Source organism: Pacificimonas aurantium, from assembly GCF_020092905.1.
Classification (GTDB): domain Bacteria; phylum Pseudomonadota; class Alphaproteobacteria; order Sphingomonadales; family Sphingomonadaceae; genus Pacificimonas; species Pacificimonas aurantium.
In genome coordinates this window covers 614,662-636,267 of record NZ_JAGSGB010000001.1, presented here as the reverse complement: position 1 = coordinate 636,267, position 21,606 = coordinate 614,662, and the positions used below count along the sequence as shown (strand labels likewise).

Below are 21,606 nucleotides of genomic sequence, written 5' to 3'. Positions count from 1 at the left end.
AGTGTATGGAAACCGGTACGATGATTTCACTCGGCATCTATTTTGCCGTGATGCTGGGGATCGGTCTCTATTCCTACCTGAAAACCAACAATGACGTGTCGGGCTACATGCTGGGCGGACGCCAGCTTGGCCCGGCGGTAACGGCGCTGTCGGCAGGCGCTTCCGACATGTCGGGCTGGATGCTTCTCGGTCTGCCCGGGGCCATGTTCGTTTCGGGGCTGTCGGCAGGCTGGATCGCCATTGGTCTGCTCATCGGCGCGCTCGCGAACTATCTTCTGGTGGCCCCTCGCCTCCGGGTTTACACCGAAACCGCCAAGGATGCGGTGACCATCCCGGATTATTTCGAGAAAAGGTTCGAGGATACCAGCCGTATCCTGCGTCTGGTCTCGGCTGTCGTCATCATCGTCTTCTTCACGCTCTACACCGCCTCCGGCGTCACCGCGGGAGGCAAGCTGTTCGAAAGCGCCTTCGGCTTCGACTATTCGGTGGGACTGTGGGTCACCGCGGGCGTCGTCGTCGCCTACACGCTGTTCGGCGGCTTCATGGCGGTGTCCATCACCGACTTCGTCCAGGGCTGCATCATGTTTGTCGCCCTTATCATGGTGCCGATCGTCGCCTACTCGCAGACTGGCGGCGGTGTCGGTGTGGGCGAGGAACTGCGCGCCATCGACCCCTCGCTTCTCGACTGGCTCGGCGGGGGCATCGGGCTGATCGCGATCATTTCGGCGATGAGCTGGGGCCTCGGCTATTTCGGGCAACCGCACATCATCGTTCGTTTCATGGCGATCCGCTCGGTGAAGGACATTCCGACCGCGCGCAATATCGGCATCGGCTGGATGGCGGTAACCATCGTGGGCGCCTGCGCGACAGGCCTGATCGGCCTCGCCTATGCGACCGAGTTCGGTCTCGCCATCGACGATCCCGAGACGATTTTCATCGTTCTGTCGCAGATACTCTTTCATCCGCTGGTGGGCGGTTTCCTGCTGGCGGCCATTCTGGCGGCCATCATGTCGACGATCTCCTCGCAGCTTCTGGTCGCGTCGAGCTCGCTTACGGAGGACATCTACAAGCTTCTGTTCCGCCGCGGTGCCTCGGACATCGAGCTCGTCCTGATCGGCCGTCTGGCGGTGCTCCTGGTGGCACTGACGGCCATCGGCCTCGCTTATGACCGTACTTCCAATGTCCTGACGCTCGTTTCGAACGCCTGGGCCGGCTTTGGCGCCGCCTTCGGCCCGCTGGTCATCCTCAGCCTGCGGTGGAAGCGCATGACGCGGGCAGGGGCTCTTGCCGGCATGGTCGTGGGCGCGGTGACAGTGCTTCTCTGGATCTATGGCGGTTTCACCATCGACGGCGAACCGCTGTCCGCGGTGATGTACGAGATCGTTCCCGGCTTCGTCCTCGCGACGATCGCCACTGTCGTCGTCAGCCTGCTGACGCCGGAGCCGTCGGCGGACATCCAGGCGACCTTCGAGGCCGTGGACCGCACGGTCGATCCGAACCGCGGAACTCCGATCAAGGCCTGAGCGCTTGACGTGGGAGAGGTGCCGTCCTAGCTGAACGGCACCTCCCGTTTCCTGCGGGAGTCGATCCCAACTCCAGGTCAGCCCCAGGTCAGCCATAGCCAGACAGGCGCTCGCTCGAAGCCCTAGCTGCCTGCATTTTTCCAGATCCGGAAGCCGTACGTCCATGCATCTACAGGACCTTAAAGACACGCCCCCTGCCGAACTCGTTGCCATGGCCGAAGAGCTTGGCGTCGAGAATGCCTCGACCCTGCGCAAGCAGGACCTGTTGTTCGGTATCCTCAAGGAGAAAGCCGATGAGGGCGAGGAGATCATCGGCGCCGGCACGATCGAAGTGCTTCCGGACGGCTTCGGTTTCCTGCGCTCGCCCGAGGCGAACTATCTTGCTGGTCCGGACGACATCTACGTGGCGCCGAACCAGGTGCGCCGCTTCAGCCTGCGCACCGGCGATACGGTCGAGGGGGAAATTCGCGCGCCCAAGGACGGCGAGCGTTATTTTGCGCTGACCAAGGTCACGAAGATCAATTTCGACGATCCGGACGTGGTTCGCACGCGCGTCAATTTCGACAATCTGACGCCGCTATATCCGGACGAGAAGCTCAATCTCGACGTCAACGATCCGACGGTGAAGGACAAGTCGAGCCGCGTGATCGACGTCGTCGCGCCGCAGGGCAAGGGGCAGCGGTCGCTGATCGTCGCGCCGCCCCGTACCGGCAAGACCGTGCTTCTGCAGAATATCGCGCGCGCGATCACCGAGAATCATCCCGAAGTCTTCCTGCTTGTCCTGCTGATCGACGAGCGTCCGGAAGAGGTGACCGACATGCAGCGGTCGGTGAAGGGCGAGGTGGTATCTTCGACCTTCGACGAGCCCGCGACGCGCCACGTCCAGGTCGCCGATATGGTCATCGAGAAGGCGAAGCGGCTCGTCGAGCACAAGAAGGATGTCGTTATCCTGCTCGACTCGATCACGCGCCTCGGCCGTGCCTACAACACCGTCGTTCCCAGTTCGGGCAAGGTGCTGACCGGCGGTGTCGATGCGAACGCACTTCAGCGGCCGAAGCGCTTCTTCGGCGCTGCGCGTAACGTCGAGGAGGGTGGCTCCCTCTCCATTATCGCCACGGCGCTGATCGATACGGGCAGCCGTATGGACGAGGTGATCTTCGAAGAGTTCAAGGGTACCGGCAACTCGGAGATCGTTCTTGACCGTAAGGTGTCCGACAAGCGCATCTTCCCCGCGATGGACGTCGGCAAGTCCGGCACGCGCAAGGAAGAGCTTCTCGTCGACAAGGACACGCTGTCGAAGATGTACGTTCTGCGCCGCATCCTCATGCAGATGGGTACCGTCGATGCGATGGAGTTCCTGCTCGACAAGATGAAGGACTCGAAGTCCAACGAGGAGTTCTTCTCCTCGATGAACCAGTAGCGGCCGCATTCCGCTGAAACCAACAGGTTAGGACCGACGCGCCATGGGCGAACTCTGGGGCCATATCGTCAACGATTTCAGCGGCCTGTTCGCCGGTGACGGTTCCGCATGGCTGGCTTTCGGCCAGGTTATCCTGATCGATATCGTCCTCGCGGGCGACAATGCCATCGTGGTGGGGGCTCTGGCTGCGGGGCTGCCCGCCGACCAGCGCAAGAAGGTCATCGCCATCGGCGTCATCGCGGCGCTGGTGCTGCGCATCGTTTTCGCGCTGATGGTCACCTGGCTGATGGGCATCGTCGGGCTGATCTTCGCCGGCGGACTGCTGCTGCTGTGGGTATCGTGGCGAATGTGGCGCGAGATCCAGCATGGCGGCGAGAGCCCCGGATCGCCGGAAATCGAGGGCGACGAGCATACCGGTATCCGCGCGCAGAAGAGCTTTGCGGGGGCCGCCTGGGCCGTGGCCGTCGCGGACGTCTCGATGAGCCTAGACAATGTCCTCGCGGTTGCGGGCGCCGCACGCGAGCATCCGGGCATCCTGATGGTTGGCCTAGTGATCGCGGTTGCCATGATGGGCGTCGCTGCGAATATCATCGCTAAATATATCGAGCGCTTCCGCTGGATCGCCTATATCGGCCTGGCCGTCATTCTCTACGTGGCCGTCAAGATGATCTACGAGGGCGTTGTGGACCCGGAAATCGGACTGACGACGCTGTCCGTATTCGGCGGCTGAACCCGCTGCCAGGGTGCTGCCGGGAAGGGGGTGCCGCGGTGGGCGCGCCTTAGCTCTTCAGCTGCGCTGCCATCTTCTCCCACAGCATCGTCACGGCCTTGTAGGGTCGCACCATGACCTTGAAGTCGGCGATAAGGCCGCCCTCCGTCCAGCGGATCATGTCGATCCCGTTGACGTGAATTCCGTCGATCTCGGCTTCGAATTCCAGCACCGTTTCGTCGCCATCCACAATGACCCGGACGTACCGGAATCCTGTGTCGGCAAAGACATGCCCGGCGGCGTCCAAATAGGCGAAGACCTTCTCGTGACCGGCCTGCGGGGTGTGGACGACCGGCGAATGAAACACCGCGTCATCGGCGATATGCGCCCGAAGCCACTCCCGGTCGTGCGTTTCGGCATGCCGGATCCACGCGGAAACACGTGGATCCGGGTGTGCAGGGAAGGCGTCCGCCATCAGCCCAGATGTTGCTTGAAGAAGGCCATGGTGCGTTCGTCGGCCAGTTTTGCCGCGGCCTCGACGCGGCTGATCCCGTCTTCGCGCGCGAAGGCGTGGTCGCAGCCCGGATAGTCGTGCAGCGTCACCTTGGGATGCGGATCGAGCGCTTGGTGCATCTTGGCCTGTGCATCCTTGTCGACGAAGCCGTCCTCTTCGGCGACGTGGAGCAGCAGCGGGTTGGCGATCGCCTTCGCTTCGTCGAGCATCTCGTCGATGCCGACGCCGTAATAGCCCACAGAGGCGTCGATATCAGTGCGCGCGGCGGTCATATAGGCGAGCTTGCCGCCCAGGCAGTAGCCGACGCAGCCGACCTTGTCGCCGGTGGCGTCATGACCCCGAACGACCTTGATGGTTGCTTCGATGTCCTCGACGCCCTTGTCTGCATCGAAGCCGTTCATCAGGTCGAAGGCGCGGTCCCATTCTTCCTTCGACTTGTCGGTCAGGTCGACGCCGGGCTCCTGGCGCCAGAACAGGTCGGGCGCGATGGCGACATATCCGTCGGCAGCGAGCTTGTCGCATTTCTTGCGAATACCCTCGTTTACCCCGAAGATTTCCTGGATCACGACGACGCTGGGGGCAGGTCCGTCCGTGGCGGGCTTCGCCAGATAGGCGGCGAACTCGCCGCTCCCGTCCAGCGCCTTGATGTTAACCGTCTCTCCCATGTTCCGTCCTCCTGTCGCGTTTCGAGTCGGGGGTGGTTAAAGCGGGGCGACTGGGTCCCCGCAAGGCTGGAGGCAAGGCCGTGAAAGTGAATGTGGAAATCGACTGCACTCCGGAAGAGGCGCGCCGCTTTTTCGGGCTTCCCGATCTCGGGCCGGTACACGAGGCCTATGTGGCGCGCATGACCCGGTTCGCAGAGGACGGCATGACGTCGGCGGACGTCGAAAAGGCGATGCAGGGCTGGATGGGCTCGGTCGGCGGCCTCGCCGATATGCAGCGGGCGATGTTTTCCGCCCTGACGAACGGCTTTACGGGCACCGCAGAGCCGAAGGACTGACGACGCGAGGGCCGGGAGGGCAGGTGTGACGCACAGCGGCACCATCTTTGCCTTGGCGAGTGGCGCCCTGCCGGCCGCCGTGGCGATCATTCGGGTATCCGGCGCGGAGGTGCGCAGTGTCCTGACTCGTCTGACGGGAGGCGCCCCCTTGCCGGAGCCGCGGCGCGCAGCGCTTCGTACTCTGCGGACCGGGGATGGGCAGGAGCTGGAGCGCGGGCTGATCCTGTTCTTTCCGGGGCCGGCCAGTTTTACGGGCGAAGATGTGGCCGAGCTTCAGGTTACGGGCAGCGTCGCGCTGGTCGAGCGGCTGTATGCCGAGTTATCACGCATTGAGGGGCTTAGGCTTGCCGAGGCCGGCGAGTTCGCGAGGCGTGCGGTTGCCAACGGCAAGCTCGACCTGACCGAGGCCGAAGGTCTTGCGGCTCTGATCGACGCTGAAACCGAGGCGCAGCTGGGTCAGGCACTGATGGCAGCCGGCGGCCGGTTTCGCCGCGCTGCCGAGGGGTGGCGGGCAGACTTGCTTGCCATTGCGGCGGATGCTGAGGCCGAACTCGATTTCGGCGAGGGAGAGGCGGACGTCGAAGACCGCATTCGTCAGGATGCCGAACTCAGGATCGACAGCCTGGCGGCCGACATCGAGACGGCCCTTGAGGGGCATGTCGGGGCGCGGCTGATCCGGCGCGGGGCGACGCTCGCGGTCTCGGGCCCTCCGAACGCCGGAAAATCTAGTCTTGTCAATGCGTTGTCAAGGTCCGATGCGGCGATCGTCTCCGACATTCCCGGGACCACTCGGGACGCCATAGAGGTGCCCCTCGACATCGCCGGCTTCCGGGTCACCCTGATCGATACTGCCGGTCTCAGGGATACCGACGATCCAATCGAGCGCATGGGGGTCGCCCGCGCACGTGAAAAGGCAGCGAATGCCGATCTGGTGCTTGATCTTGGTCCGGACGCGGTGGCGGATGAGCGGACACTCGTCATTGCGGCCAAGGCGGACTTGCACGGTTCGAATGTCCGCGGGCCGGGGATACCTGTTTCCGCACGGACGGGGGAGGGTATTGAGCAGCTTCTGTCCGCTATTGCCGAGTGGCTGCGGCAGCGCGCCCCGGGCGGCGACCTGGTAACTACGAGCGAGCGGCAGAAGGCGCATCTTGAAGACTGTGTTGCCGCTCTCCAACTTGCGGCGAAGGCGCCCGACCCGGTATTGCGAGCGGAAGAGCTTCGCGCGGCCCTGACCTCATTGGGCCGGTTGACCGGTGACGTCGAAACAGAAGAGTTGCTCGGTGCGATATTCTCGCGCTTCTGTATTGGGAAATAGTTTGAGCGCGCTGTTTCACGTGAAACAATTTAACCGGAGCGGTTGGTGAACGAGTTCGACGTTATAGTCGTGGGAGCGGGTCATGCCGGCGTCGAAGCAGCCGACGCCGCGGCGCGGCGCGGCGCGCGAGTGGCTCTCATCAGTTTCAGCAAGGCCGATCTCGGCAAGCTCAGCTGCAACCCCGCGATCGGCGGACTGGGCAAGGGACATATCGTGCGCGAGATCGATGCACTCGGCGGCGTGATGGGGCGCGCTGCGGATCGTGGCTCGATCGGCTATCGGCTTCTCAACCGCCGCAAGGGTCCGGCTGTTCGCGGTCCACGCGCGCAGATCGACCGCGACCTCTACCGCACGGCAATTGCAAATTGGCTTGCCCGGTCAGACGTGACCTTCGTTGCAGGCGAAGTCGCCGCGCTGACAACCACGGCTGGCCGGGTTACCGGCGTGTCGATGTCGGACGGGAGTGTATTGTCGGGAAGGGCGGTCGTGATCGCCTCGGGCACTTTCCTCGGTGGCCGATTGTTTCGCGGCGCAGAGCGTCTGGAAGGCGGGCGGATCGGCGACAGGGCGGCGACAAGCCTGGGCCGTCAGCTGCGCAGCCTCGGCCTGACGGTTCGCCGGCTCAAGACCGGGACACCTCCCCGGCTCGACGGGCGCACGATCGACTGGGCGCGTCTCGACTGGCAGCGGCCCGACGAGCGCCCGCACTATTTCTCGGCCCTGACGTCGCGAACCCACGCGCCCCAGATCAGCTGCGCGATCTCGCACACCAATGCCGAAACACATGACATCGTCGCCGCGCATATCGGCGAGAGCGCAACCTATTCAGGCGACATCGAGGGCACGGGCCCGCGCTATTGTCCTTCGATCGAGGATAAGGTCGTGCGGTTCGCGGACCGGGAGGCCCATCAGGTATTTCTGGAACCGGAAGCCCTTCGATCCTCGCTGATATATCCGAACGGGATTTCCACCGCGCTTCCTGCATCCGTTCAGCTGGACCTGGTGCGGACAATGCGGGGGTTGGAGCGCACGGAGATTGTCGAACCGGGCTATGCGGTGGAATATGATCATCTGTGCCCAACGCAGATGGACAGGTCGCTGCAATCTCGCGCGCTGAAAGGCTTGTATCTTGCCGGCCAGATCAACGGGACGACCGGCTATGAGGAAGCGGCAGGGCAGGGCCTCGTTGCCGGCGCGAACGCCGCAGCGGCGGCCCTCGATGAGGCAGCGCTCATGCTCGCCCGGGCCGATTCCTATATTGGCGTCATGGTGGACGATCTTGTAGGTCACGGCGTGAGCGAACCATATCGGATGTTTACGTCGCGGGCGGAGTTCCGCCTGTCGCTCCGCATAGACAACGCCCATCGGCGACTGACTCCGCTTGCGACCGAGTTGGGCTTGGCGACAGCCGATCTCACGACCTGGTTTGAACGTCACGCTGCCGACTATGACGTCGCGAGGAAATCGCTCCAAGAGAGCATATTCTCCCCCACCGAGCTTCGCGATGCGGGAATGGCGGTCAGGCAGGACGGAGTGAGGCGAGCTGCGTTCGAGTGGTTGCGCTTCCCCGATGTAAACGCCGAGGCGCTCTTTGACCTTGCCGGGGTCGGGAATGCGGGGGAGCTGTTGGAGAGCCTTGTCACCGACAGCACTTACCAGACCTATCTCGAACGGCAGGAGCGCGACGCCGCGCGGTTGCGTTCGGAAGATGACCAGCGCCTGCCCGAAGGGCTCGATTACCGGAGTCTCCCGGGCCTTTCTAACGAAATGGCCGAGCGCCTCGAGCGCGCCAAGCCCATGTCTGTGGGGGAGGCACGGGGCGTTCCCGGGATCACACCGGCGGCGCTTCTCATTCTCATGGCACGGGCCGCGTGAATGTTTCACGTGAAACACGGGCGGGACTAGCGCATTATATCGACTTGTTGCGGGAGTGGCAGGGCCGGATGAACCTGGTAGCCCCGTCCACGCTGGACGAGGCCTGGGATCGGCACATCGAAGACAGCCTGCAGCTTCTCGACTACCTTCCCGCTGCGAACCCCAGGCGCTGGGTCGACATGGGGTCGGGCGCGGGCTTCCCGGGCCTTGTCGCGGCTTACTGTCTCCCTGGCACCAAGGTGCATCTGATCGAGTCCCGGCAAAAAAAATGCCGGTTTCTCGAGACCGTCGCTGAAGCCCTCGCCATCAAGGACCGGGTGACGGTTCACGCCGAGCGGATCGAGTCACTCCGGGGTCCGAAGGCCGATATCATCTCGGCCCGGGCGTGCGCAGCGCTCACGAAGCTGTTTGACTGGGGACTCCGCTTTCAGGCAAAAGATACGCTCTGGATCCTGCCAAAAGGACGCAGTGCGGAGGAGGAAATCGAAACCGCCCGGGAGGGCTTCGATTTCGACCTGGCGGCGCAGCCGAGCAGAACGGACCCGGATGCGCGGATCCTGCTGGTCCGCGGGGTAAGGCGGAAGCGGTCTTAGGGAGGGAAACGGCGCGTGACGATCCTGGCTATCGCAAATCAGAAGGGCGGCGTGGGGAAGACCACGACGGCTATCAACTTGGCAACAGGGCTGGCCGCCACGGGGCGAAGCGTCCTATTGATCGACCTCGATCCGCAGGGAAACAGCTCGACCGGACTCGGTATCGGACAGACCGGCCGGAATCTGACGAGCTACGATCTGATCCTTGACCAGCGCGCCCTGTCGGCCTGCACCCAGGAAACTGAAATCGAGGGCCTCGACATCGTGCCGGCCACCGTCGACCTGTCTGGCGCGGAGGTCGAACTGGTCAGCGTGGACCGCCGTATGCACCGTCTGGCGGATGCGCTTGGGGCCGGTCGCCGATATGACTTCGTTCTGATCGACTGCCCGCCATCTCTCGGACTTCTGACCCTGAATGCGCTTGTGGCCTCCGATGCCCTCGTGGTCCCCCTCCAGTGCGAATTTTACGCCCTAGAAGGGCTGAGCCAGCTGTTGAAAACGGTCGAAAGGGTGCGCGCCGGGTTCAATCCGGACCTCGGCATCCTCGGCGTCGTCCTCACCATGTACGACCGCCGGAACAAGCTTTCGGAACAGGTCGCGGACGATGCACAGGCCGTGCTCGGGCAGACCGTTTTCCGGACCCGCATCCCCCGCAATGTCCGTCTCTCGGAGGCGCCCAGCCATGGCATTCCCGCGCTGATTTACGATCATCGCTGCCCCGGATCCGAGGCCTATATTGCCCTGGCGCAGGAGGTGCTCTCCCGCACAGGCGCGCCGGCTCCGCGGATTGCGGCATGAGTGAGCGCCGCCGACCCGGTCTCGGCCGCGGGCTTTCCGCACTTCTGGAAGAAATCGACAGCGGCGCCACGAATTCGCCGGTGGAAAGCCGGGGGCTGCAAAGCCAGATCGTCGCCCTCTCCCGCGTTCGTCCCAATCCGGGCCAGCCAAGGCGGCGCTTCGATGAAACCGCCCAGGCCGAACTGATCGAGTCGGTCCGCACGAAGGGCCTGCTCCAGCCCGTGCTTGTCCGCCCGGTCGACGGTGGCATGCTGGAGATCGTCGCCGGCGAACGGCGTTGGCGCGCCGCCCGGGCCGCCCAGCTGGAAGAAATCCCGGTCGTCGTTCGCGACCTCGACGATGGTGAGGCCTATGAGCTGGCGCTGATCGAGAATATCCAGCGGCAGGACCTGTCCCCGGTCGAAGAGGCTCGAGGCTATCAGCATCTGATGACCAGCTTCGGCCATACCCAGCAGACCGTTGCCTCCATGGTGGGCAAGTCGCGCAGCCATGTTGCCAATCTCGTCCGGCTTCTCGACCTTCCCGACCGCGTCCTCGCGCTTGTGGACGAGGGCGAACTTGGCATGGGCCACGCCCGGGCGTTGCTGGGGTCGCCCGACGCGCAGGCCCTGGCCGACAGAATCGTGGCGGAAGGGCTGACCGCGCGCGAGGCAGAGGCCCTGGGACAGGGGCGCACAGCTCCATCGGCATCCGCGCCATCGGCGTCAGGTCCGCGCGCCGCTCCCGAGCCCGAAGTGGCAGAGCTGGAAGCGCTCATTGCCGACAGTACCGGCCTGCGCGTCTCGCTGAAGCCGGGAAAGAGCGGCGGAAAGCTGGTCCTGTCCTATCGGACAGCGGCGGAGCTGGACGCTGCGGTGGCGCGGCTCACGGCGCGCTAGTCCGGCCCCGGTATATTCGGGCATACCGTCCTAGACCTCCCCATTTGCCTTCTTCAGCTCGTCGCGAATCTGCTTGAGGAGAATGATGTTTTCGGGCGGCGCAGTGGGCGTCTTCGCCTCCGTCTCCGGATCTTTCATGTTGATGCGGTTCACGGTGCGCACGAGCAGGAAGATAATGAAGGCCAGGATGACGAAATTGACCACGACCGTCGCGAACTGTCCGTAACCCCACAGAAGCACGCCCGCCTCCTTCAGTTCGGCATAATTGGTGAGCGAGCCCGCATATCCCTCCGGCACGGGGCCCAGCCGCACGAAGTAACCGGAAAAGTCGAAGCCTCCGAAGAGCCAGCTGACCAGCGGCATGATGATATCGTCCGTCAGCGACTTCGTGATGAGCGCGAAGGCACCGCCGATGATGACGCCCACGGCAAGGTCCATGACGTTGCCGCGCGAAATGAATTTCTTGAACTCGTCCAGCACCCGCGTCCTCCTCCAACTCCTGCGAGCGGACGAGTTTACAGCTCGATCAGGTGATCGGGCAACTCGTTCGGATTGTCGCCGCGCGGGGGGAAATGCCGCGACAGCACCTTGCTGCATTCGCCGACGGCAAAGGTGAAGGCCCCGGCAAAGTCATTCGCCTTTGCCCGTTCCAGCATGCCCTCCAGAGCGTCGGCCCAGACTTCCGGCTCGACGCGTTCGTAGATTCCCTCGTCGGCGATGATTTCAGCAAAGTGATCGCGCCGGGACAGGAAGATTAGGACCCCCGTACGGTCACGCGTATTATGAATGCCGTGCGCCAGGAAGCTCTCGGTTGCGACGCGTTCCGCATGACCGTGGCGTAGCGACTTGGGGGCGAGGGCAAAGCGGACGCGCATCGGCCAGGTGAGCGCCAGCGCCGCCAGAAAGAAGCCTGCCGAGAGCGCCGCATAGACGCTCGCAACAAAGGCCGGCGACAGGCTCGACGTATCGCGCCAGCCCGCGAACCATGCGGGGTCCACGATTCCCAGGATCAGGAGCAGCGGCGGCAGGCAGAGGGCGGCGAGCGAGGCTGCCGCCAGCGGAATGATCTTCAGGTCGTCCGCGGCTTCGGTGAAGACGCAGAAAATCTCGCCCGAGGTGGTCCGCTCGGCGTCCGCGATCGCGGCGCTGACTTGCGCGTGATCTCCGGGGTCGAGCGCCACTACCAGCCTCCGCTCGCACCGCCGCCGCCGAAGCTGCCGCCGCCGCCAGAGAAGCCCCCAAAACCGCCGCTGCCACCGAAGCCGCCGCCCCGGCCGCCGCCGAAACCGCCCATACCGGGCCCGAACAGGATGACCGGCCCGCGCCTGCGCCTGCGTCCCCGGCCGGGACCGGCCCGGTCGCCTGCGCGCGCGAGCAGCGGCAGAACGGTGAACATGACGATGAAGAGTATCCAGATCAGGCCGAACGGAAGCTGGCGCCCTCCGGAAGCTTCCTCCGCCTCGGCGAGCCGGGCGGCGGCCTCCTCCGGGGGCAGGGCGAGCTGTTCCAGAACGGCGCCGGCCCCCGCGGCAATTCCGGCAGGCAGATTGCCGTCGCGAAAGCGTGGCAGGATCTCGGACCTGATGATCCTCGAGGAGAGCGCATCGGTCATCACCCCTTCGAGGCCGTAGCCCACCTCGATCCGCACTTTGCGCTCATTTGGGGCAACAAGCAGCAGGATGCCGTCGTCTTCCTCCTCGGAACCCACTTCCCACTCGCGGCCGAGCCGGTAGCCATAGTCGGCGATGTCGTACCCCTGGAGGTCGGGAATGGTGGCGATCACGAACTGCCGGCCGGACTCGGCTTCGAACCGGGCGAGCCGCTGCTCGAGGGCTCGCTCGGCCTGCGGCGGCAGGACGTTGGCGGCGTCGGTGACATGGTCGTCCTCGACGCGCGGAAAGTCCTGCGCCGCCGCCCCGGCGCTAAGTGCAGCTGAGACGAAAACGAGAAAGAAAAGGCGCGAAAGACGGATCAGAATTCTACCGTCGGTGCTTCCTCGGCACCCTCCGTCGTGGCCTCATAGGGCTCCATCCGCTCGGAGCCATAGATGATGCGCGCGGCAATGAGGCTCGGGAATGTACGGATCTCGGTGTTATAGGCCCGCACGGCATCGTTATAGTCGCGCCGCGCCACGGCGATGCGGTTTTCCGTGCCTTCCAGCTGCGATTGAAGCTCGAGGAAGTTCTGCTGGCTGCGAAGCTCGGGATAGCGCTCCACCGTTACGAGAAGGCGGGAGAGCGCGCCCGACAGCTCGCCCTGGGCGGCCTGAAAACGCTGCATGGCCTGGGGATCGCTAAGATCGCCGGCATCGAGATTCACCTGTGAGGCAGAGGCGCGTGCTTCGGTGACCTCGGTCAGCACTTCGCGTTCCTGATCGGCAAAGCCGCGCACGGTGTTGACAAGGTTCGGCACGAGATCGGCGCGTCGCTGATACTGGTTCTCCACATCCGCCCACGCCGCGATCGCCTCCTCTTCGGCAGTCGGAATGCTGTTGACGCCGCAGGCAGACAGGCTGAGCGCCGCCAAGAGTGGAAGAAGAACCTTGCGCATGAAACCCCCGGTTAGAGTGTTACCCTAATAATACACATAGGCGCAGAGTCTCTCTGTGACAAGGCGGCGGCGCGTGGCATATTATACCGAAAGTGGGAGGATAAGATGACAAGAACACTGTTTGCCGCAGCCCTGCTGCTGTCGGCCTCGCCCCTGGCGGCCAAGACGCTTCAGGTGACCCCGGGGGACGATCCCTACGACGCACTGCAAACCGCGCTGATCGAGGCGGAGCCGGGGGATGTCGTGCATATCGCGGCGGGGACTTATGCGCTGACCGACGGGCTGTCGCTCGACGTCGACGATGTGACGGTGCGCGGCGATGGTCCGGCTGCGACCATTCTCAGCTTCAAGGGGCAGACCGGTGCGGGCGAGGGCCTGCTCATTACCTCCGACGGCGTGCTGGTTGCCGACTTCGCGGTCGAAGACACGCGCGGAGACGGCATTAAGACGAAGGGCGTCGACCGCTTCACGGCCGACAATGTCCGCGTCGAGTGGACGAACGGGCCCGACGCGCAGAACGGTGCCTATGGCCTCTATCCGGTCGAATCAACGAACATCCTCGTCCAGAACAGCGAAGTGATCGCCTGCTCCGACGCGGGCATCTATGTCGGCCAGTCGGACAATATCGTCGTGCGGAACAACCGCGTCAGCTACAATGTCGCGGGTATAGAGATCGAGAATTCCACGCGCGCGGACGTCTACGACAATGTCGCCTTCCACAATACCGGCGGCATCCTGGTTTTCGACTTGCCGAACCTGCCGAAGGGCGACGGCCACTCGACGCGCCTGTTTCGCAACGTCGTCGTGAACAACGACACCGATAATTTCGCGCCGGAGGGGAATATCGTTGCCGAGGTGCCGCGGGGGCTGGGCATCATGGTGATGGCCAATCGCAACGTGCACATTTTCGACAATGTGCTCGACGGCAATGACAGCGGCCAGATCATGATCGTGGCCTATGCCCGGCCTTATGAGGACACAGACTATAACCCGCTCCCGCGCGAGGTGGTGGTGCGCGACAATGTCTATGGCGAAGGTGGCGGGGCGCCCGCCTTTCCCGGCGGTGCGGAACTCGCAGCCGCGCTCGGCGGCGCGATCCCGCCGATCCTCTGGGACGGTGCCGCCGCCTATCGCAGGGGCGGGGAGACGCTTGAGGTCCCCGTACGCATGCACTTCGATGCCCCCGCCGTGACGCTGAATGTCGCGACGGCAGGCGACGACCGGCTGGGCGGCATGCCCTCCATGGTCACGGACGCGCACGCCGAAATCGAAGAGCCCGCCCCTGTCGTCCTGCCGGCGAACCAGCCCGGCCTTTCGGACGAGAAAGCACTTGCGCCCGCCAGTGACTAAGCTTGCCATGGGGATCGCCGCGCCGGCGGCCGTCCTCTTCCTCTCGTCGGCGGCCCCGGCCCCGCACGTGGCCGACGATGTTCTGATGGCGGAGGCTCCGCCGTCGGACTTCGCCGAATTCGGTCTGTTTCTCGACGCGGCGATGACCCGGCCGGCACCGCGCGTCACGCCTTACGAGCTGAATTCGGCGCTCTTTTCCGATTATGCCGACAAGGCGCGCTTCCTCTACGTTCCGGTCGGGAAGACCATCGACTACCGAGAGGAGGGCGTCCTCGGGATCCCGGTGGGTAGCGCTCTGGTCAAGCATTTCGGCTTCACCCGTGCCGACGGGTCGATGGACATGATCGAAACTCGCATCCTCATCCATCAGGCGGACGGGTGGAAGGCCTATCCCTATGTCTGGGATGCCGAGGATCGCACCGCCACGCTGAAAAAGGCCGGCGCTCGGCTCGATGTCGTGGGCCAGGACGACCGCGGCGTGAAGCTGGCGCTCGGCTGGAAGGTTCCGAACGTCAATCAGTGCAAGGGCTGCCATGCCGTTGACGGCGAACTGACCCCGATCGGACCCAAGGCCCGCAACCTTTCGGGAGAGACCGGAACACGTAACGACCTCGAACATCTCGCAGCCCTGGGTCTCCTGTCCGGTCTGCCGGGCGATCCGCCGCACATGCCCGATTGGCAGGATGGCCATGTGCCGACCGATGCACGGGCGCGCGCCTATCTCGACGTGAACTGCGCGCATTGCCACAACCCCGCCGGCCCGGCTTCGAATTCCGGTCTTTTTCTCAGCTGGGAAACCCCGTCCGGACCTGCCATCGGGATCGGCAAAGGTCCGGTGGCCGCAGGCCGGGGGTCCGGGGGCAGGCTGGTGGGTATCGAACCGGGAGATCCCGACGGGTCGATCCTGCTCTACCGGATGGATTCTACCGAACCCGGCGTGATGATGCCGGAACTTGCGCGCACGCAGCGCCACGACGAGGCCGTTGACCTGATGCGGGCCTGGATTGAGGAAATGACGCCATGAATGCAGAAACCAAGCACCCGCGCGAGGAAAGCGCCAAGGCCCGGCTGGACCGGATGCCGTCGATCCGTACCGGCGACGACTATGTCGACAGCCTGAGGAACCGCGGCGTCACCGTCTACCTGTTCGGTGAGACGGTTGCCGAGCCCGTAGACAATCCGATGATCCGTCCCTCGATCAATGCGCTGAAGGCGACTTACGATCTCGCGATTTCCGACCCGGACCTCGCGACGGCCCATTCTCCGATCATCGATGCGCCCGTGAACCGTTTCCTCCATATCCCGACGAGTTCGGAGGATCTGGTTACGAAGAACCGCATGCAGCGGCGTATGGGGCAGATCACCGGAACCTGTTTTCAGCGCTGCGCGGGGCTGGATACCGTTTCGGTGCTCCATTCGATCACCTACGACATCGATCAGAAGCATGGCACGGCCTATCATCGCCGCTTCCTCGACTTCCTCGCCGCGGCGCAGCGCGCCAACATCATTATCGGCGCCGGCATGACGGATCCGAAGGGAGACCGGTCGAAACGTCCGCACGAGCAGGCCGATCCCGACATGTTCCTCCACGTCACCCGCCGGACGGAGCGCGGCATCTATGTGACGGGCGCGAAGGCGCACATGACCGGAGGTCTCAATTCCCACTGGATCGCCGTCATGCCGACGATGAACCTCGGCGAAGAGGACAGCGACTATGCCGTCGTCGGGCTCGTCCCGGGCGATGCCGAGGGCATCAGCTATATCTACGGCCGGCAGTCGTGCGATGCGCGCGCCTTCGAAGCGGGCGAGATCGACAAGGGGAATGCCCGGTTCGGCGGCCAGGAAACGCTGACCGTGTTCGATGACGTCTTCATTCCCTGGGAACATGTGCTGATGGACGGCGAATATGAGTTCGCCCAGGAAATGGTCTCGCGCTTCACGGCATATCACCGCGCTTCCTATGTCTGCAAAACGGGCCTCGGTGACGTCATGGTGGGCGCCGCCGCTGCCATTGCGGAGATGAACGGAGCCGAGAAGGCAAGTCACATCAAGGACAAGCTGGTGGAGATGGTGCACCTGAACGAGACGATCTTCTCGTCGGGCATCGCGTCAAGCCATGAGGCAAAGCCGCTGCCTTCGGGAGCGTGGATGAACGATTCCATGCTTTCCAACGTCTGCAAGCACAATGTCACCCGCTTTCCCTACGAGATTTCGCGCATGGCGCAGGACATTGCGGGCGGGATCGTCGTCACCCTGCCGTCGGAGGCGGACTTCGAGCATGAGATCGCCGGGCCGATCCTGAAGAAATATATGAAGGGGAAGGACGACATTCCTGTCGAGCATCGCCAGCGCATGCTGCGGCTGATCGAGAATATGACGCTCGGCCGCAATGCCGTCGGCTACCTCACCGAAAGCCTGCACGGAGCGGGCAGCCCGCAGGCCCAGCGCATTCAGATCGCGCGCCAGATGGACGCGGAGGGCAAGAAGAAGCTCGCCCGCGATCTTGCCGGTATCCGGGACTGAGACGCAGCTTTTTGTGTTCGGCGGCGTTCTGATGGGAGATTAGGGACCCTTTCCGGGTCTCGCCCCGGGGACTGACGTAGCAAGATGATCCTTTCGGTGCCTGCCGAGTTCCAGCCTCTGGCCGGTCTCGCGCTCCTGCTCGTCCTTCTCATCGCTTTCGTGACGGAACGCTTCCCGCCCGTGACCGTCGCGGTTGCCGGCGCGGCGGCGACGCTGCTCTTCGGCTTCGTGCCGCCGGACCGGTTCGAAGACATTTTCAGCAATCCTGCGCCGATCACGATCGGCGCGATGTTCATCCTGTCGGGCGCGCTGGTGCGGACGGGCGTGATCGAGGCCATGGCGTCACGCGTTTCTGCCCGCGCGGCGTCGCGTCCCCGCCTGTCCGTAGCAGAGCTGTTCGGGTGCAGCTTCGCCGCCTCCTCGCTCGTGAACAACACCCCGGTTGTCCTTGTTCTCATTCCCATTGTCGCCCGTGTCGGGCGGGTCATCGGCTGGGGCGCGCGGCGGCTACTCATTCCGCTTAGCTATATCTCGATCCTAGGGGGAAGCATGACGCTGCTCGGGACGTCCACCAATCTGCTGGTCGACGGCGTGGCCCAACGCGCGGGCCAGCCCGCTTTTGGCATCTTCGAGCTGACGCCCGTTGGGATCGTTGCCGCGCTTGCCGGCGGTCTGACGCTGCTGCTCCTGTCGCGTCCCTTGCTTCCCGAAGCCGCGGGCGAGGGCGATGAACCTGCCGAGCCGCGCGAGCGGGCATATGTCACCGACATTCCCGTGACCGAGGACTCGCCGCTAAATGGTCTGACCCCTGCCGAATGGAGCCCTTTACGCCGCGGATCGGTCAGCCTGGCAGCCGTGAGGGCAGGGAACCGCTATCTTCGCGGCGACGACGCCGGAGAACGGCCGCTCAGACTTGGGGATGTCCTCGTCCTGCACGCCAGCGAGGAGGAACTGCTGTCGCTCCTCGACAATGCGGCGCTTACCGTGGGGACGGGGAGAGCGGACCGCAAGGAGGGCGAGCGCGCGGTGATGACCGCCAGCATCGACCCGGCGCATCCGGCCATCGGGCGCAGGCTGGCCGAAATTCCGTTCCTCGCCCGCGCGCCGCTGCGAGTGGCGGGTCTGGCGCGGGCACGGCACCGGCCCGGCCCCTCGCTGGCCGACGTTCGGCTGCGCGCCGGCGACCGGCTGCTCATCACGGGCGAGCGCCAGGCGCTTCACACCTTGCAGGCGAACGTGAACCTGATCGAGCTGGAAGAAGCCGAAACGCGGCCTTTCCGCCGGATGAAGGCGCCGATCGCGATCCTGACCATGGTCGCGATCATCCTGTTCGCCGCTCTCGGTGTCGCGAGTATTGAGATTCTTGCCATCCTGGGTGTGGCCGCCGTGCTTCTGACGCGCTGTATTGACGCCGAGGAGGCGTGGAGCGCGATCGATGGCAGCGTTCTCGTCCTGATCTTCGCCATGCTTGCCGTCGGGATCGGGTTGCAGAATACCGGAACGGTCGACCTGATCGTGTCCTGGGTACAGCCACTTCTCGAAAGCGCTCACCCGCTGGCAACGCTGCTTCTGATCTACGCGCTGACGTCGGCGCTGACCGAAGCCATCACCAACAACGCCGTCGCCGTCCTGATGACGCCCATCGTTCTCGGGCTGTCGGATCAGATTGGCGTTGATCCGCGCCCCTTGCTGCTGGCCGTCATGTTCGGCGCCAGCGCCAGTTTCGCCACGCCCATCGGCTATCAGACGAACACTTTGGTCTATTCGGCGGGCGGCTACCGCTTCGCCGACTTCCTGAAGATCGGCCTGCCCATGAACCTGGTCGTCGGCCTCACCACCTGCGTGACCCTCTATCTGTTCTACGTGTAGTCAGCCGTGGACGCTTGCGCCCGTGCCGCTAGAAGTGCGGGGATGACCCAGAACATGAAGACCTTTCCGTCCGCCGACACCGATCCGCGCGCCCTCTACAAGCTTCTCGTCAGCGCCGTGGTCCCGCGTCCGATCGGCTTCGTCAGCACGGTTTCGCTTGGCGGTGTCCGTAACCTGGCGCCGTTCAGCTGGTTCAATTTCTTCAGTTCCGCACCGCCTGTTGCCGTCTTTTCCCCCGCAGGGACGGGTGACAATGCGAAGGATACGCTGCGGAATATCCGCGAGGCCGGCGACTGCGTCATCCACATTGCCGACCGGTCGATAGCCGAGGCGCTCAACCAGACCAGTGCCAGCTATGCTCCGGAGGTCGATGAGTTCGAGGCATCGGGCCTGACCCCTGTTCCGGTGGACGGGTTGAAAGCCGACCGGGTGGAAGAAGCGAAGGTGGCGATGGCCTGTCGGCTGCGCCAGATCGTTCCGCTAGGCGAGGGACCCCGATCGGGTCATCTCGTTATTTGCGACATCGAGCGGATCATGGTGGACGGCAGCATTCTCGACGAATCGGGCGCCGTTGTGGACGCGAAGAAGTTCCGCGCCATCGCCCGGCTGGGCGGCGACTGGTATCTCGAAACGACGCCCGAGGCGCTGTTCGAGCTCGACCGCCCCGCATAGTCCACCGGGCCTCCTTCCCCTCAGCCCAGAATGGCGGGTTTCGCCAGCATCCAGACGCCCATGCCCATCATGGCGAGGTTTTCCGTCAGCGAGACGAAGCCCAGCGGCACGTTCGATCCGCCGCCGACGCAGGCGCACTTGAGTTCGCGCTTGTCGACATAGACGGCCTTGAACACGCTGACCGCGCCGACGGTGCCGATAAACAGGGCAAGGGGGGCGGAGATGAAGGTCAGGGCGCCGGAGATCATCAGGATCCCGGCAATCGCCTCTCCGAACGGATAAATGTAACCGTAGCGGACCCATCGGCGCGCCAGCAGGTCGTAGTTGAGGAACATGGTCGAGAAGCTGCGGATGTCCTGCAATTTCTGAACGGCCAGAAAGCACATGGAGAAGGCGACGAACCACTCGGCGGCTCGGATCGTCAGCAGCTCGTCGAAGGCGGCCCAGCTCGCCGCCAGCGCCATCAGTGCCGCGACGCAGAAGATCGCGATCACCGGCTGGTAGCTGGTCTCGTCCTCATCCTTGACGGGCTTGTCGAAAAAGCGCCGTACGTCCTCATAGCCGCCGATCCGGTCGTCTCCGACGAAGGTCTGCGGAGTTGTGCTGACGCCCCACTTTTCCTTGAAGGCGTCGGTTTCCTCGCGCGATTCGAGATGATGATCCTCGACCTGGTAGCCCTCGCGCTTCAGCAGGTCGACGGTCTTCAGGCCATAGGGACAGACATGGTCCGGCATGACCATACGGTAGACGGTAGCTCGCTTTTCCATAATCCTGCCAACGAGGCAGGCCGCGAAGTGTTCAGGGTTGCGGGACCCTGATACATGCAACGCCGGGCGGAGGTCAGCCCTTCGCCACCCCCATCAGCGTGAGCACTTCCTTGCGGCTGCGTTCGTCGTCGCGGAAGACGCCCATCATGCGGCTGGTCGTCATGGTGACGCCGGGCGTCCGGACGCCGCGTGCCGTCATACAGGCATGGCTTGCCTCGATCACGACGGCGACGCCCCGGGGCTGAAGCTTTTCCCAGATGCAGTCGGCCACCTCCGCCGTCAGCCGTTCCTGCACCTGCAGTCGGCGCGCAAAGCCGTGCAGCACGCGCGCGAGCTTCGAGATCCCGACGACGTAGTTTTCGGGCAGGTAGGCGATGTGCGCCTTGCCGATGATCGGCGCCATATGATGCTCGCAGTGCGACTGGAACGGGATGTCGCGCAGCAGGACGATCTCGTCATAACCGCCGACCTCTTCGAAGATTCGCGACAGGTGCGTGCCAGGGTCCTCTTCGTAGCCCTGACAATATTCTTTCCACGCCCGCGCCACCCGGCCCGGTGTGTCGACGAGACCCTCTCGGGCGGGATCGTCGCCGGTCCAGCGGATCAGCGTCTTTACGGCGGCCAGAACATCGTCCGGGATTTCGGCGTCGCGGTCAGGCGGCGAAACGAGATCGCCGTCCGCCGGATCAGGAGTGTCGGTCATCGGCCGAACGTAGGCAGGCGTCCGGTCCGCGCCAAGCTCAGAAAGGTCGCAGAAGTGCGAACAGGCAGAGGCTCTTGTCGATTGCCACGCCGCGTCCTGCAGCCTCCTCAAGGAAGGCCTGAATCTCTGCCAGCGGGACGAGATGGACGCGGATGTCCTCGTCGCCGACGCCGCCGCCCGGGCCCGTCCGCTCTAGGCCGCGCGCTTCGAACAGGCGAAATTGTTCGGACGCCAGTCCGGGGGTCGAGGTGAAGGTACCGTGATCGATCATCTGCGCGGCGCGCCAGCCGGTTTCTTCCTCAAGCTCGCGGCTCGCCGCCTCGGCAAACCCTTCGCCTTCGTCTTCGTCGCCGACAATGCCGGCGGGAAGCTCGATACAGGGTTTTCCGAGCGGGATACGGTACTGTTCGACCAGGATCAGCTCATCCGCCGGGGTGCGGGCGAAGATGACCGCCGCACCGGCGCCGCGGTTGCGCCGGACATACTCCCAGCGGCCCTCGGTCACCGCTTCCATGAAGCGGCCGCTCCAGACGACATCGGCCAA

General features: G+C 64.3%; 23 protein-coding genes. 14 read left to right on the top strand and 9 right to left on the bottom strand.

The genetic code is table 11. The features are described from left to right. Nucleotides 1-5 precede the first annotated feature (5 nt). From putP to KCN53_RS03140, 3 genes are all read left to right on the top strand, one after another. Nucleotides 6-1,523, top strand: coding sequence for a sodium/proline symporter PutP (putP, locus tag KCN53_RS03150; protein WP_088711477.1), 1,518 nt, complete (start codon nucleotides 6-8; stop codon nucleotides 1,521-1,523). A gap of 163 nt (nucleotides 1,524-1,686) precedes the next feature. Next, nucleotides 1,687-2,943, top strand: a complete 1,257-nt coding sequence (rho, locus tag KCN53_RS03145; RefSeq protein ID WP_088711478.1) for a transcription termination factor Rho — start codon at nucleotides 1,687-1,689, stop codon at nucleotides 2,941-2,943. A 43-nt stretch (nucleotides 2,944-2,986) separates the two neighbouring features. Further along, nucleotides 2,987-3,673 (top strand): TerC family protein, encoded by a 687-nt coding sequence (locus KCN53_RS03140; protein ID WP_088711479.1) that lies wholly within the window; start codon nucleotides 2,987-2,989, stop codon nucleotides 3,671-3,673. Between the two features lie 49 nt (nucleotides 3,674-3,722). Here the strand turns inward: KCN53_RS03140 and KCN53_RS03135 are convergent, their stop codons facing one another. Beyond that, the gene (locus tag KCN53_RS03135; RefSeq protein ID WP_088711480.1) at nucleotides 3,723-4,127 is read right to left on the bottom strand and encodes a nuclear transport factor 2 family protein; all 405 of its coding nucleotides are present in this window, start codon (nucleotides 4,125-4,127) and stop codon (nucleotides 3,723-3,725) included. Beyond that, nucleotides 4,127-4,831 (bottom strand): dienelactone hydrolase family protein, encoded by a 705-nt coding sequence (locus KCN53_RS03130; protein WP_088711481.1) that lies wholly within the window; start codon nucleotides 4,829-4,831, stop codon nucleotides 4,127-4,129. Before KCN53_RS03130 ends, KCN53_RS03135 begins: the two co-directional genes overlap by 1 nt. 80 nt (nucleotides 4,832-4,911) lie before the next feature. On the opposite strand from KCN53_RS03130, the gene KCN53_RS03125 reads away from it, so the two are divergent. From KCN53_RS03125 to KCN53_RS03100, 6 genes are read left to right on the top strand one after another with little or no spacing between them, the layout of a single operon-like run. Beyond that, nucleotides 4,912-5,166 (top strand): DUF6489 family protein, encoded by a 255-nt coding sequence (locus tag KCN53_RS03125; protein WP_088711482.1) that lies wholly within the window; start codon nucleotides 4,912-4,914, stop codon nucleotides 5,164-5,166. A gap of 25 nt (nucleotides 5,167-5,191) precedes the next feature. After that, entirely contained in the window at nucleotides 5,192-6,484 is a 1,293-nt protein-coding gene (gene mnmE, locus KCN53_RS03120) for a tRNA uridine-5-carboxymethylaminomethyl(34) synthesis GTPase MnmE (RefSeq protein ID WP_088711483.1), read from the top strand. Nucleotides 6,485-6,526: 42 nt separating this feature from the next. Continuing rightward, nucleotides 6,527-8,359: a tRNA uridine-5-carboxymethylaminomethyl(34) synthesis enzyme MnmG gene (gene mnmG, locus KCN53_RS03115; protein ID WP_088711484.1), complete on the top strand. Its 1,833-nt coding sequence runs from the start codon at nucleotides 6,527-6,529 to the stop codon at nucleotides 8,357-8,359. Beyond that, complete coding sequence (gene rsmG, locus KCN53_RS03110; RefSeq protein ID WP_207790591.1) at nucleotides 8,356-8,952, top strand: 16S rRNA (guanine(527)-N(7))-methyltransferase RsmG; 597 nt, start codon at nucleotides 8,356-8,358, stop codon at nucleotides 8,950-8,952. Before mnmG ends, rsmG begins: the two co-directional genes overlap by 4 nt. 15 nt (nucleotides 8,953-8,967) lie before the next feature. Continuing rightward, nucleotides 8,968-9,750 carry a ParA family protein gene (locus KCN53_RS03105; RefSeq protein WP_088711486.1) on the top strand — a complete coding sequence of 261 codons (783 nt, stop codon included), beginning with the start codon at nucleotides 8,968-8,970 and terminating at the stop codon, nucleotides 9,748-9,750. Continuing rightward, nucleotides 9,747-10,628, top strand: coding sequence for a ParB/RepB/Spo0J family partition protein (locus tag KCN53_RS03100; RefSeq protein WP_088711487.1), 882 nt, complete (start codon nucleotides 9,747-9,749; stop codon nucleotides 10,626-10,628). Before KCN53_RS03105 ends, KCN53_RS03100 begins: the two co-directional genes overlap by 4 nt. A 30-nt stretch (nucleotides 10,629-10,658) precedes the next feature. Here KCN53_RS03100 and mscL read toward each other — a convergent pair whose 3' ends face one another. The 4 genes from mscL to KCN53_RS03080 are packed head-to-tail and all read right to left on the bottom strand — an operon-like array spanning nucleotide 10,659 to nucleotide 13,178. Next, on the bottom strand, nucleotides 10,659-11,108 hold the full coding sequence (gene mscL / locus KCN53_RS03095) for a large conductance mechanosensitive channel protein MscL (RefSeq protein WP_224199321.1): 450 nt from the start codon (nucleotides 11,106-11,108) through the stop codon (nucleotides 10,659-10,661). 35 nt (nucleotides 11,109-11,143) lie between these two features. Beyond that, nucleotides 11,144-11,809, bottom strand: a complete 666-nt coding sequence (locus KCN53_RS03090; protein ID WP_088711489.1) for a TPM domain-containing protein — start codon at nucleotides 11,807-11,809, stop codon at nucleotides 11,144-11,146. Beyond that, nucleotides 11,809-12,600 carry a TPM domain-containing protein gene (locus KCN53_RS03085; RefSeq protein ID WP_088711490.1) on the bottom strand — a complete coding sequence of 264 codons (792 nt, stop codon included), beginning with the start codon at nucleotides 12,598-12,600 and terminating at the stop codon, nucleotides 11,809-11,811. Before KCN53_RS03085 ends, KCN53_RS03090 begins: the two co-directional genes overlap by 1 nt. Then, nucleotides 12,600-13,178 (bottom strand): LemA family protein, encoded by a 579-nt coding sequence (locus tag KCN53_RS03080; RefSeq protein WP_088711491.1) that lies wholly within the window; start codon nucleotides 13,176-13,178, stop codon nucleotides 12,600-12,602. The genes KCN53_RS03085 and KCN53_RS03080 overlap by 1 nt, the downstream gene beginning before the upstream one ends. A 105-nt stretch (nucleotides 13,179-13,283) precedes the next feature. Here KCN53_RS03080 and KCN53_RS03075 point away from each other — a divergent pair, with 105 nt between their 5' ends. From KCN53_RS03075 to KCN53_RS03055, 5 genes are all read left to right on the top strand, one after another. Then, nucleotides 13,284-14,528, top strand: a complete 1,245-nt coding sequence (locus tag KCN53_RS03075; RefSeq protein WP_088711492.1) for a parallel beta-helix domain-containing protein — start codon at nucleotides 13,284-13,286, stop codon at nucleotides 14,526-14,528. Next, the gene (locus KCN53_RS03070) at nucleotides 14,521-15,552 is read left to right on the top strand and encodes an SO2930 family diheme c-type cytochrome (RefSeq protein WP_224199319.1); all 1,032 of its coding nucleotides are present in this window, start codon (nucleotides 14,521-14,523) and stop codon (nucleotides 15,550-15,552) included. The genes KCN53_RS03075 and KCN53_RS03070 overlap by 8 nt, the downstream gene beginning before the upstream one ends. Further along, nucleotides 15,549-17,051, top strand: a complete 1,503-nt coding sequence (locus KCN53_RS03065) for a 4-hydroxyphenylacetate 3-hydroxylase family protein (protein ID WP_088711494.1) — start codon at nucleotides 15,549-15,551, stop codon at nucleotides 17,049-17,051. Before KCN53_RS03070 ends, KCN53_RS03065 begins: the two co-directional genes overlap by 4 nt. An 84-nt stretch (nucleotides 17,052-17,135) precedes the next feature. Then, entirely contained in the window at nucleotides 17,136-18,920 is a 1,785-nt protein-coding gene (locus KCN53_RS03060) for an SLC13 family permease (RefSeq protein WP_088711495.1), read from the top strand. A gap of 42 nt (nucleotides 18,921-18,962) precedes the next feature. Continuing rightward, nucleotides 18,963-19,592, top strand: coding sequence for a flavin reductase family protein (locus tag KCN53_RS03055; protein ID WP_088711496.1), 630 nt, complete (start codon nucleotides 18,963-18,965; stop codon nucleotides 19,590-19,592). A 20-nt stretch (nucleotides 19,593-19,612) separates the two neighbouring features. Here KCN53_RS03055 and KCN53_RS03050 read toward each other — a convergent pair whose 3' ends face one another. The 3 genes from KCN53_RS03050 to KCN53_RS03040 all read right to left on the bottom strand — a co-directional run bounded on the left by KCN53_RS03050 (nucleotide 19,613) and on the right by KCN53_RS03040 (nucleotide 21,606). Continuing rightward, entirely contained in the window at nucleotides 19,613-20,359 is a 747-nt protein-coding gene (locus tag KCN53_RS03050; RefSeq protein ID WP_088711497.1) for a glutaredoxin family protein, read from the bottom strand. Nucleotides 20,360-20,432: 73 nt separating this feature from the next. Continuing rightward, on the bottom strand, nucleotides 20,433-21,062 hold the full coding sequence (folE, locus tag KCN53_RS03045) for a GTP cyclohydrolase I FolE (RefSeq protein ID WP_088711498.1): 630 nt from the start codon (nucleotides 21,060-21,062) through the stop codon (nucleotides 20,433-20,435). 37 nt (nucleotides 21,063-21,099) lie between these two features. Beyond that, a complete protein-coding gene (locus KCN53_RS03040; RefSeq protein WP_224199317.1) occupies nucleotides 21,100-21,606 on the bottom strand; it encodes an NUDIX hydrolase in 507 nt (168 codons plus the stop codon).